10 protein-coding genes are annotated in these 12,850 nt (G+C 43.9%); all 10 read right to left on the bottom strand.

Annotated elements, in window-relative coordinates; translation table 11 throughout:
* Nucleotides 1-249 precede the first annotated feature (249 nt).
* Complete coding sequence (ftsA, locus tag CXF60_RS10445) at nucleotides 250-1,542, bottom strand: cell division protein FtsA (protein WP_102091882.1); 1,293 nt, start codon at nucleotides 1,540-1,542, stop codon at nucleotides 250-252.
* A gap of 164 nt (nucleotides 1,543-1,706) precedes the next feature.
* Nucleotides 1,707-2,495, bottom strand: a complete 789-nt coding sequence (locus CXF60_RS10440; RefSeq protein WP_102091881.1) for a cell division protein FtsQ/DivIB — start codon at nucleotides 2,493-2,495, stop codon at nucleotides 1,707-1,709.
* A gap of 377 nt (nucleotides 2,496-2,872) precedes the next feature.
* Nucleotides 2,873-3,874 carry a D-alanine--D-alanine ligase gene (locus CXF60_RS10435; RefSeq protein WP_228707106.1) on the bottom strand — a complete coding sequence of 334 codons (1,002 nt, stop codon included), beginning with the start codon at nucleotides 3,872-3,874 and terminating at the stop codon, nucleotides 2,873-2,875.
* Nucleotides 3,875-3,897: 23 nt separating this feature from the next.
* A complete protein-coding gene (gene murC / locus CXF60_RS10430) occupies nucleotides 3,898-5,337 on the bottom strand; it encodes a UDP-N-acetylmuramate--L-alanine ligase (protein ID WP_101205772.1) in 1,440 nt (479 codons plus the stop codon).
* A 66-nt stretch (nucleotides 5,338-5,403) separates the two neighbouring features.
* Nucleotides 5,404-6,489: an undecaprenyldiphospho-muramoylpentapeptide beta-N-acetylglucosaminyltransferase gene (gene murG, locus CXF60_RS10425; protein WP_102091880.1), complete on the bottom strand. Its 1,086-nt coding sequence runs from the start codon at nucleotides 6,487-6,489 to the stop codon at nucleotides 5,404-5,406.
* 296 nt (nucleotides 6,490-6,785) lie between these two features.
* Nucleotides 6,786-7,757, bottom strand: a complete 972-nt coding sequence (gene gshB / locus CXF60_RS10420; protein ID WP_102091879.1) for a glutathione synthase — start codon at nucleotides 7,755-7,757, stop codon at nucleotides 6,786-6,788.
* 65 nt (nucleotides 7,758-7,822) lie between these two features.
* Nucleotides 7,823-8,536 (bottom strand): orotate phosphoribosyltransferase, encoded by a 714-nt coding sequence (pyrE, locus tag CXF60_RS10415; protein WP_102091878.1) that lies wholly within the window; start codon nucleotides 8,534-8,536, stop codon nucleotides 7,823-7,825.
* Nucleotides 8,537-8,598: 62 nt separating this feature from the next.
* Complete coding sequence (locus CXF60_RS10410) at nucleotides 8,599-9,633, bottom strand: hypothetical protein (protein ID WP_102091877.1); 1,035 nt, start codon at nucleotides 9,631-9,633, stop codon at nucleotides 8,599-8,601.
* An 87-nt stretch (nucleotides 9,634-9,720) separates the two neighbouring features.
* Nucleotides 9,721-10,560: an SDR family oxidoreductase gene (locus tag CXF60_RS10405; protein ID WP_102091876.1), complete on the bottom strand. Its 840-nt coding sequence runs from the start codon at nucleotides 10,558-10,560 to the stop codon at nucleotides 9,721-9,723.
* Between the two features lie 125 nt (nucleotides 10,561-10,685).
* A complete protein-coding gene (locus CXF60_RS10400) occupies nucleotides 10,686-12,848 on the bottom strand; it encodes an Lnb N-terminal periplasmic domain-containing protein (RefSeq protein ID WP_102091875.1) in 2,163 nt (720 codons plus the stop codon).
* Nucleotides 12,849-12,850 lie beyond the last annotated feature (2 nt).

Here is a 12,850-nt window from a genome sequence, read left to right as displayed (position 1 = left end):
TTGCAGATAGCGTGTAAGTCGATACATAGTAACGCACTCATGTGGCGCGCTATCGACATACTATATATAAATGTATTTAAATAAAACAGGGTATGACTAAAATCGATCAGTATAGACAATAATATGTCATTATCACTTAATACTTTATTTTTAAAACGAATTTATTCGCAATGTTACTTTATTTTTTGCTTAACCAACTTAGAGACATTCCATAACGTATGGATGCTTTAGATATGAGGTTAAACAAGTCTATAATATTTTCTTCAAAACATTTGCAAACCGTTGACCCGCACTCCGAAACACGCCTGATACTCGATTGTTTTGAATCGCTTCAGGTTCGCTTTTTTCGCTACGGCGGAATTGCTCACTCTGACTATATAGCAATGTGCCAAAAGCGGTCTGATAAGCACGATCATTTACTTGACTATTTAATAGCTTAAATGATTCATCATTATCAAAATGATTATAAGCACTGATAGCAGGATGAGTATTGGTCAGTACAACAGGCATTTTTAGTAGCTTTTTGGCAAAGGGTATCATACCTTTAATCGTACTACCGCCGCCAGTCAACACAATCCCTTTATCGATATAGCCTATCAAACCTGCTTCGTGTAATTGACGCGCTACTTCAGTGAATATCTGAACGTAACGAGCCTCAATGATGCGTGCTAGGTTATAGATGCCAATATTGATTTCGTCGCCCGATCCTTGAGGCTTGAATAAAAAGAATGCGCTTGGATCGACACTATTAACATCTGCTGTACCATGAGACTTTTTCAGCTTTTCAGCTTCAATCATAGAAATACCAAAATCAGCTGAAATATCCATTGTCACTTCATGACTGCCTGTTGCTATACAATGTGTAAAAATCAACTTATTCTCTTTATACACACAAATGCTGGTCGTACTAGCACCGATATCTACTAAGCAAACGCCTTGCTGGCGTTCCTCAGTCATCAAACTATACTCAGCACTGGTCACTGCATCGAAAACAATATGATCAATGCCAACGTCACAACTTTGCAATAGCTTTTGGATATTCTGACGGCTGGCAACAGGCATCATCATCATGTGGTACATCACGGTGATATTGTGTGCCATCATCTCGATGACATCATCCACCATAAAATCTTGCTCATCGACATAGATACCTTGCTGACAGCAATGCATCAAATAATAGTTAGATGATAAATCACGCGATTTTGCATTGGCCAATGCTTGTACCATATCTTGGGCACGTACAACTTCATCTTCTACTTTGACCTCTCCAGCACTGTTTTTGCTAGATAGCTCAGGGGTCGCAAGCGTTAACCAAACACTATGTACACGGCAGTTAGCGGTGTCTTCTGCTTCTTGGATAGCTTGTTTGATAGCACCTTGCAGACGTTCACGATGCTTTATTTGACCTTGATAAAAATCGCTGTTTTTAACTTGTCCTACGCCCAAAATACGAATGTCTTTTGCAGAGACAACATTGCCTATGACGACATATACTGCCGTGGCACTTAGATGGACAACAACCAGATTTTCATTATTTTTCATGGTACCAGACAAATTATCGCTAAATAGAAGAGCAAGTGATGCTCTTCTATTAAATCATTAAAAAAAGCGTTACTAATACGCTATGATGTTGTATATATTTTCTTCAAACTAAATAAACCGTATTAGACCACATCGGTTATCTATAGATGTAGTACTTACTTAGGCTATTCTGCTTCAGCACTCTGTGTCACGTTCCAAGCAATGGTAAAGCCATTTTTATATCGTAAATCTACAGACTGTATTTCATCTCGACGCGTACGTAACTGATTGCCAAGCAGTTGGCTTAAATTCAGTAGTTTTTGCGCCGTATTCTCATTGTCGACAATCACACGTAGCCCATTGTCAAAGCGGATCAGCCAGGTCATTCTCGGTGATAGAATGATATCTTCGACCTGCATACCAAGCGGTGCATACCAATCATTAACTTGTTGCATTTGTTGCATAATAACTGGTGCTTGAGACATCTCACCCTGTAAGGTCGCAAAACGCTCTTGTGTTAAATCCCTACTATCAGCAGGAACAAATACAGCCCCTTTTGCATCGACCAAACGTTCTGTACCAAAATTAGCAACTGCTTGCTTGGGTAATGCGTTGACGACGATGCCACGTTGCCAATCACGAGAGATACTCACTTGGTCTACCCAAGCTAAACCCATCGTGATGTCTCGCAATGCTTGCAAATCAGAAGTAAAGAAGCTACTTACTTGCTGTTGTTCCATCACATCTTGTAATGAGCGATACTGAGCAACAGACAAACCTTGATTACTGACATAAATATTTGCTGGCGGCGCATCACGCAGCGCTTTTCCGCCCATCATTAATATTAGCACTAGCAAACCTAAGACCAGTACCATAAATAGATACTTTACCGTTGCCGGTATTTGGATCTTAGATTTTGGGCGACCGGCTTTATCACTCATCAAGTCAGTTACCTCGTTGACAGTTTGAGCCATAACGACCTTTGTCCCTATATTTGCATAAAACTGATCATGCTATTTATTGATATAAATCTGCGTATTTTTGGCAGAAGCTTATTAAGTCGATATGTTATCAAATTTTATTAAAAATATAGCTTATATACAGCGATTACGTTGATTTAAACGTAACATTTTTCTTAAATTATGAATAAGTTATCAGTTGTATTCACAAAACAACATAAATATCACCAAAATAGACCTATTCTTACAATATTAACGTATTTTATGGTTAAACAATAGCCAAACACCAACTAGTAGCAGCGAATTTACACAAGTTTACACGAAGCTGTGGTATAGCAGCTCTAGTGACACAAAGAGTCATCACGATCTGCTCAATTTAATTGATTTGACAGTTATAGCGTTTGTGCCAAAATATGCCAGCATAGTGCATCAAAATCTAATCCGCACGCTTTAGCTGCCATCGGAACCAAACTGTGACTGGTCATACCTGGTACGGTATTGATTTCAAGCAACCAAAAATTGCCTGCTTCGTCTTGCATGGCATCGATACGTCCCCAGCCTTTTGCATCTACTGCACGAAATGCCGCAAGGCTTAAATCTTGCAAGTGCTTTTCGTCAGCAGCGCTCAATCCACAGGGGATGTAATAACTGGTATCGTTACGATTATACTTAGCTTCAAAATCATAGAAGTTAGTAATGTCAGCAGGCTCAAGGCGAATAACTGGATAGGCTTCGTCATCGATAATCACAATCGTAAATTCGCGACCTGTAATCCAGCGCTCAGCCATCACCGCATCACCACATTCCACTGCAGTTGCATAAGCAGCAGGCAGTTCGTCAAGGTGGTTGACCTTGGTCATGCCAATACTTGAACCTTCATGAACTGGTTTAATAATAAGTGGCAAACCTAGCATGTTAACCACTTGCTGCCAGTCAGTATCAGCCGTCAATAATGAAAATGGTGCAGTTGATAAGCCGCAGCCTTGCCACAATTGCTTGGTACGTACTTTGTCCATACCTAGTGCAGAAGCTAGAATCCCTGAACCAGTTTGCGGTATATCAAACCACTGTAATACGCCTTGCAGCAAACCATCTTCGCCGCCACGACCATGCAACACATTAAACACGCGGTCATATTTGCGTAGCTCAGTAATGTCTTGATGCTTTGGATCAAAGTGAGTGGCATCAACGCCTTGGTTTTGGAGCGCTTGTAATACTGCCGCACCACTGTCCAAAGATACGCTGCGCTCATTGCTACTGCCACCATAAATAACGGCTACTTTGCCAAATTGACTGGCATCTTTTGCATGAGTCGTCGTGTCTACAGATGTATCGTTGATAGCTGCATTTTGAGTGCTATTATTGTCTTTATTGTCTTTATTGTCAGTTGTCATGAGGATCGTCCCTAAATTTTAGCTTACTTAATATAAAGGTTATTGGCAGCCAAATCGATAGCAATTTGCCCAACATTACCAGCGCCTTGGGTAATCAGCATATCGTTAGCTTTTAATAAACGCTGCATAACAGGAGCTAAATTGTCTTTATCAATAATAGTCGGTTCAACTTCACCGCGCAAACGGATACTGCGCGCTAGTGACTTGGTATCAGCGCCCGTAATCGGACTCTCACCTGCTGAATAAACATCTAATAATAATAGCTCATCAACACTCGATAGCACTTCTACAAAATCGTCATAGCAATCACGGGTACGGCTATAACGATGCGGCTGAAATAGCATCACTAAACGACGATCAGGGAAGCTTTGGCGAGCAGCTTTGATGGTCGCATCAACTTCTTTTGGATGATGACCATAATCATCAATCAATAAGACATTGCCATCATCGATATCGACAGAGGCATGCTGCTCAAAACGACGGCCCACGCCTTCAAATTTCTGCAGAGCACGCTCAATCGCTGCATCATCAACGCCTTCGTCGGTCGCCATCGTGATGGCAGCAAGCGCGTTATAAACGTTATGTGTACCAGGAATGTTTAACGTCAGGCGTAATGGCTCACGGTCACGGCGCAGTACGGTAAAGTGAGTTTTGGTTCCTTCTGTCACCAAGTCTACAGCCTGTACATCATTGAACGGCTCAAGACCAAAGGTCAATACTGGACGACCGATATCATCGATCATTGCATATAGTTCAGGGTCATCACCGCAGACCACTGCCAAACCGTAAAACGGCATGTTTTGTAGAAACTGGATATAAGCGGCTTTTAATTTATCAAAGCTGTTTTCGTAGGTTTCCATATGGTCTTGGTCGATGTTGGTCACAATCGCGGCCATCGGATGCAATGACAAGAACGATGCATCAGACTCATCAGCCTCTGCTACCAAGAAACGGCTGCTACCCAATGCCGCATTTTTGCCTGACGCATTTAACTTACCGCCGATGACATAGGTAGGATCTAGCTGTCCTTCTGCCATCATTGTGGTTAGCAAACTCGTCGTTGTCGTTTTACCATGCGCGCCAGCAACTGCGATACCATGACGATAGCGCATTAGCTCACCAAGCATGTCAGCGCGGCGTACTACTGGCAGGCGAGCTTCAAGCGCTGCTTTTACCTCAGGGTTGCTACGATCAATCGCTGATGAGACAACGATAACATCAGCATTGGCAATGTTTTTGGAGTCATGGCCGATAGATATTTCAATGCCAATCTGCTGTAAACGCTTAGTTACCAAGCTTTCTGCGATGTCGGAACCACTGACCTGATAGCCTTGATTGTTCATCACCTCAGCGATACCGCACATGCCTGAGCCACCAATACCGATAAAATGCAAATGCTGAATGCGGCGCATTTCTGGTATTTCAATCAAACGCTTAGGTAGAGCTTTCGCAGAGGTAGGCATAAGGATCTCTCTTTATTAAAGGTCAATAAAACTTAGTAAATTCAAATAAGGGGGATAGATGACAGACTATAGTGCTTGCCAAATGATGTCAGCAACTTGCTTGCTCGCACTACGGTTGGCCAATGCGTGGCCTTTTTTTGCCATCGCTAAGCACTTCTCTCGATTGAGTACGCCAAGCTCGTCACTTAGACTCTTGGCAGTTAGCTCTGACTGCGGCAATAGAATTGCCGCATCATGCGAGGTCAGCGTGCGTGCATTGGCCGTCTGATGGTCATCCACTGCATGCGGTAACGGTACAAAAATAGCGGCGATGCCGACGTTTTGAATCTCGGTCACGGTCAACGCACCTGCGCGGCAAACGATGATGTCTGCCCAGTTATAAGCTGCAGCCATATCATCAATAAAAGGCTGTACAGTAAACTGATGGTTGTTTAGGTCTTGTGCGCTATAAGCTGCTTGCGTGGCTGCTTCATTGTTGCGTCCGCACTGGTGTAGGACTTCAAGTGGCTGATCTAGTAATGCTAATGCTTTTGGTACTGTATCATTTAATACCTGAGCACCAAGTGAACCGCCCACTACCAACAGTTTAAGCGGTGAACTGTCATTTACATCGTAGCGTATGGTTGGCTCTGCGACACCAGTAATGGCGTTACGCACAGGATTGCCCACTGTCTCAAGCTTGGCATCTTGCTGACTATTAGCAAAGGTATTCTCGAACGCTTGTAATGTCTTAGTCGACAGCTTAGATAAGTAGCGGTTGCTCATGCCAGCGATGGCATTTTGCTCATGGATAATCAAAGGCGTATTAGTCATACGCGCAGCGATACCGCCAGGTGCAGTGACATAACCACCGAACCCAACGACCACGTCAATCTGATTACTACGAATCACTTTTACTGCTGCCATCGTCGCTGATAGCAGAGTCATTGGTAGCTTCAATAATCGACCAACGCCTTTGCCACGAAGTCCTTGCATATTAATAGCATGAAAAGGATAACCTGTCGGCTCAACCAACCCATTTTCCATACCGTTTGGCGTTCCTAACCAATGAATCACTGCACCGCGCTGGGTCAGCTCGTCGCTCACTGCAAGCGCTGGAAAAACATGCCCGCCCGTACCAGCTGCCATCATCAATATATGCGGTGTTTTCATGAACGCCTGCCTATCTTTACTTTATTTATATGAAGGGTTTATCTCACTGCTGCAGTGGCAATTATAAAAAATAATGACCTAGCCAAAGCCCGCATAGTATAGAGGAAATCATTGTGTTATATACAGTACTTTATGCAGCAAAAATAACAAAAATCCAAGCCATGATCGGTCACAGCTTGGCGTCGTGTGATACTAATAAACGGTAAGAAAATCCAATGACTAACAAACCCTTAAAATATGGGTTTTACGTAGTCAAATTATTCCTGAACTCAAAACGTTCCTGAACATAGCGAAAGCTACGCCGTAAATTTATTCTCAATAGCAATAATAAAATCAGTCGCGATATCTGTACCGCATTGGTCATCAATCTCACGTACGCATGTTGGGCTAGTCACGTTAATCTCAGTGATACGTCCACCAATCAGGTCTAGACCAACGAACATTAGGCCTTTTTCTTTGACGATTGGTGCCACAACTTCTGCTACTTGGCGTTCGATATCAGTCAATGGCATAGCAACGCCGCTACCACCAGCTGCTAGATTACCACGGGTCTCGCCTTTGGTTGGAATACGAGCCAAACTATAATCTACCACGACTCCATCGACGATCAATACGCGCTTATCACCCTCTTTGATTTCTGGTAAATAACGCTGCGCCATAATGGGCAAAGTCTCAAGCTCAGTCAGTATCTCTAACGTCACTCCGATGTTTGGGCTATCAGCGGTTAAACGAAAGATACCAGTGCCGCCCATACCATCTAGTGGCTTGACGATGACGTCCTGCTGTTCAGCGATAAACTTACGAATGTGTGCTTGTTTGCTAGTCACAATCGTTGGGCTCATATAATCGCTAAACCACGTCGCAAATAACTTTTCATTGCAGTCGCGAATCGCCTGTGGGTCATTGACCACGAGTACGCCTGCTGATTTGGCATGGTCAAGCATATAAGTGGCATAAATAAAGCGCATATCAAACGGTGGATCTTTGCGCATCAAAATCACGTCATAGTCGGCGACTGGCCCTGTGCTTTTATCACCCAATGTATAGAAATCTGCAGGATCACGCTTTACTGTCAGTGGCTGCGTATCAACCATCAACTGACCACGGTCCAACCACAGGTCATGAATCTGACAATAACCGAGCTGATGGCCACGGTCTTGAGCGGCCCACATCATAGCGAGACTGGTGTCTTTTTTATAATTAACCCGCTCGATCGGATCCATAATAACGAGTATTTTTAGCGACTTTTCTTGTTTTTGTTGGCTCATGATAAGACTCACTTACGTTATATTATTAATATGAAACAAACTGATTAAACAACATCAGTGCCCAACTATACGCCGTACTGCTCACGGTAGTGTTGCATTTTGGCTAACTGGGTCGCGTCTTTATGCTGGCCGTTTTGTGCACCATGGTCATCAGCTAAATAACTGATCAAATCATCGATATCGACCAATGCACGTACAGGCACTTTTAGTGTCGCGGCAAGCTCTTGGATAGCAGAGTGCTCGGCTTGACCTTTTTCTTTACGATCGAGTGCAACGATAATACCAGCAACGCTTGCGCCTGCTTGCTCTAAAATCTCGACCACTTCGCGCATGGCTGTACCCGCTGTGATGACATCGTCAAGCACCCAAACGGCCTTGCCGGTTACGTCAGCACCTACCAAATTTCCGCCTTCGCCGTGAGTTTTGGCTTCTTTACGGTTATAGCCCCATTTGGCATTAATGCCATGATGTAGCCATAACGCTTGCGCCGTCGCTGCGACAAAAGGAATGCCTTTATAAGCCGCACCAAAGATGACCAGCTCTTGCTCATTATCGCCATTATTTGCACTTATTTGTTCAGCTAAGGCATCTGCATAACCACGTGCTAGTAACGACAACATCTCACCAGTCGCAAGCAAGCCTGCATTAAAAAAGTACGGACTGATACGACCAGACTTTAGGACAAACTCACCGAACTTGAGCACTTGGTTGTCTAGAGCCAGTTGAATAAATTGATGAGATGAAAATGTAGGGTCTTGAGGGCGTGTTACATGAGACATTATGACATTCCTATCAGCAAAAAGAGGGGGCAAAAAATTTGCATTATTGTACGCATTATTGATCAGCTTGACCAACCATTGATCGCATAATCCTGCATATTGGCATAGCGAGTCAGCAAACCACTACGCGACGAGATATTAAAATAGCTTTGTCCATCTGCTCGGACTTGTATCTCCCAGCCCAAATGATAAGCGGCAACAATAATATGACCAGCAAATAGTCGAATCTGACGATATGCGTGGCGCTGCGATGGCTCACAAACGATTTGACTGAGCAAATAGCTACGCACATACTGACAAATTTCTGCGGCGCTATAACTATGATTGATACTCTTACGGGTACTACACTGCTTTAGCGCATGGACAGCCACGCTACATGCCATGATATCCGTGGCCAAACTGCCCTGGCCTGTTTCAAACTGCTGCGGTTGTAGTATCACTTGCCAATCGTCGGCATACAGACTGTTGAGTAGCTCATCCGGATTATAACGTTTGGTCAATGCGCGCATAGATAATACAAGCTTCTCAGCCTTTCTGTAATTATTTGAGTCATCATCTGAATCGTTGTTTGACTCAACTCCTGTAGCGCTATCAATAGGCAAAAACCCGTAACGGTTCAGTTTTGGATAAGCGCGAATCGCCTGTTGAATATCTGACATATCTAACAACGTCATATCCGATAATGTCGATATTAGTGGCTGCTCACTATGATTCTGATAAAAGCTATCCGGCAATTCGATAAGCTGGGCCGCATTCAGCAATGATAAATGCTCAGCCAGTGCTTCTGAAGCAATCAGCGACCACTTCGATAAGCTGTCTGCATTGGGCTGATAGAACCGCGTAGAGTTACCATAAAGCCTGCGCAGTTGACCATTTAGGCGACGAGCAGGCTCAGGTATATCACTTAATGGTCTGGCAGGATCAAGAGGAGATTGTTTGGGATCAAAGTTAGGATGTACGATCGCAGGTTGCTGTGAATCAGCTAATATAGACGATTGCTCAGCCTTTTTTCGGACGTGACCTTCTGCCAGCTGCCCGCCTTCTGTTGCCAGATTAGCATGAGACAAACGGTCATCAGAAGTAGAAGGCTGGGACATGAAATCTCCATAGACTGTAAAGTATGAAACAAATAAGAACGATTATACCAAGGGCTATTTTACTCTTTAGGGCTTAACTCTAAAGGCTTACTTTTGATGATTTAAAATATCTCGGTAGCCTGTCTGCCAATCAGCATAATCAAGCCAAGCTAACGGAATGTTGCTGTGCAAGCGTTTTCCTGTCACTGAGGTTTTTGTATTATCAATAGTAGGAGGTGTCTCGCCAACCTGCTCACTAAGCCAAACACCTAGTTCAAACGTAGTAACAGGTCTATAGTCCGTCGCTAGATAGACAGGTTTTGGTGTCTCTATCGTCAACACTTTGGCGATGATATTGACCAAGTCGCGATCCATAATACGGTTGCTCCAATGCTCAGCTGGCACTGGATCTTTATCTGACTCACGAGCCTTACGTAGTCGCATTAAGCGCTCGCGACCGTAGATACCACTGGGGCGAATAATAATGGCTTTATCACCGAAGCCTTGTTGCAGCGCTTGCTCTGCTTGCAATATAACTTTTGAGGCTTCACGCGCAGGCGTAACAGGTGCAGTATGCTCATCAATCCATTCGCCATTGTCCTGACCGTAGACACCAGTAGAAGAAATGAATACTACACGTTCAAGTTTAATAAGCTGTGGAGCAAGCGTTGCCAAATGCTGACTAATCGCTAGATAACTGTCGTGATAACCGCTGGTTGAATACTCGTCAGGGGTGACGATAATCGCAATATGAGTAAATGCTTGTAGCTGCTCAGCAGTCAAAGTCAACGCATTAGCCTGCAAAAAATCTGCACTATCTACCAAATCATAGTATTCGCGCTCACTACGAGCCAGCCCAGTCACACAATAGCCATCTTGGGCGAGTTTATTGGTCACTGGTAGGCCAATATCACCTTGCCCGATAATTAGTAAATTTTGCGTACTCATAAAGCATGTTTCCCTTTATACAACTTCCTTTATGCAACGATTACAGCACTTAGAAGCCATTTTGTTTAAATTAATGCCTAAATCAACGGCTAAATCAGTGTCTAAACCAATATCTAAATCAGTGACTAAAAGTATCGTCTGTACGATAGCTGTATATCATCATTGGCATCGATACGTTCTTGCCATTCGTAATTAGCATTAATACGTAGTGCTTGTTTTTTATCAATGTCATATTGCAGTCCTAAGCTTGAGACTGGTTGCCAATAATGGCCACGGACGTTGGATTCATCGCTGCTGCCATGATACCAATATGGCAATTGCAATTCAGCTTGCGCGCGTAACTGATTGTTAATCTGATAACGGCAGCCTGCATTGATACCTGCGCCTAGACGAAAGCCTTTATTGATACCTCGCCCCGCTTGCGCCGTACCTGCCAAAAATGTATAGCACAGTTGCGGCGGCATCTCACCAGTACCTGCGGCTGGTGTACCAAATGCCCATGACCAGCCTTTCTCGTAACCCACGCTACCGACCAGATGATCCGTACCTGCCTCTTGCGATCCATCGTTTACTCGCGTCGCCTCGATACTAGCGCCCCAAGTATTGCCTTTTTGGGCTGCATTGACTGGATTAAAAGAGCGACCACGAATCAAAGTGACGTTTTGCAAGACCACACTGTCTAGCTGATTGGACTTATTATCATCTGTGTCATACAGTCGCAATGTCGCAGCTAGCCCTTCTAAGTTAAAAAACTGTGGATACCCTGAGGCGTGGTCAAGCGTATCATGAAACCCCGCTCGAAACCCAATATCCATATAGTCATCGTCACCACGCTGCCCTATACCTATCGTGCCCAACTGTAGCGGATGCCTGTCTATCGGATTATTATCCGATACGTCGATTTGACGCTTGAGTAGTGTTTGCCCATCATCTGACATGCTCGATACAGGGTTGAGCTGCGCAGACTTGATCTCATTCACGGTTTGTTTGGCACTATTGTGATAGCCCAACTGAGCGCGCTGTTGTTTTTCCTCATTGAGCTGTGCTTGACGTATGGTATTATCAGCAGGCGTATAAGTGGTACTTGCCAGCAACTGCTCATCATTTAATAGCTGAATCACATCAGAAGGCACGACGGCATAAGACAATTGGCTCAGTAAGTTTTGCTGCGGACGAACCACATCAATAAGACGCAAAATCTCAGAAGCACAGTTGTCCTTGGTAAAGTAATACGGCATCTTTAACGCTTTGGTTTCCCAAACGTGGCGCATAATCTGCTGAACTTCCTCCGGCGTCAGACTCAACTGATATGTCCACGTATCACGTTCATCATCTTGCAGGTATTTCGCTAGCATCTCTGGATATGGGTCAATTTCGATAGCGCTGTTGTAACTACCAATCATTGACTTGGTAGCATAGACTGGAAAACTGTCGTTTGGATCACCGTCTACCGTATAGTTCAGCGCATAAGCCTTATCAATTTGATTTGGATCGGCGATGCTCGCTTTTGAGTCAATGCGTAGCAACGTATGAGCAAATGCAGAGAGCGGATTGTCCAAGTACTCCTGCGCAAACATGATAGATAGCTGCTCAGGCGCCAATGTCGACATCCACTCATCTAATTCTGGACATTTAACAGATAGACTTGCAGCATCGATCGCTAGCACCTCTGTCAACCATGCCACTCGTGCTGGGAAACGGCACAAGACAGAATTATTATTGGCATCAGTTTTGGCTTGGTCGTTATCAGTCGCTGATGATGACACCAACTCTTGTGCAAGTGCTACAAGCATCGCATCCAATTGTGCACCTGAATCTCGTTGACCATTTTTACTTAAAAAAAAGCTCGGATCATCAACCAAACTCTCTGTTTTCTTTTTACCCAATACACTGTTTTTATCATCGTAAAAATACAACAAGCGTCGCCATGTTGTATGCTGTGCCAACTTGTCTGCTTTTACTTGTTGACGCCATGTCGATAGTAGCTGCTCTGTCTCTAAGCTTGATTCAGATAAAGTACTATTTTTAATATTAGGTTCAGCACTATTAATATTATCCGGCTCGGATAATGCATCTGAATTAGAATAAGTAGGTGCTGTGCTAGTAGGTGCTATGCTAGATGCGTCAGGTGACAATGCATCTGATTCAAGGACGGACAGGGGCGTTGGTAGAAATGCCTGTGTTTGAGCTGAGAGTAGCAGCCCTGCTATAGCTAATGGTAGACGTGCTCGCAGGCCAATGGTCATTAGCGTACAATCGATAGGTATGGACGTCAGTTTTATAGACATGA

This window comes from Psychrobacter sp. 4Bb (assembly GCF_002836735.1).
Classification (GTDB): domain Bacteria; phylum Pseudomonadota; class Gammaproteobacteria; order Pseudomonadales; family Moraxellaceae; genus Psychrobacter.
This window is presented reverse-complemented; position numbering and strand designations above follow the sequence as displayed.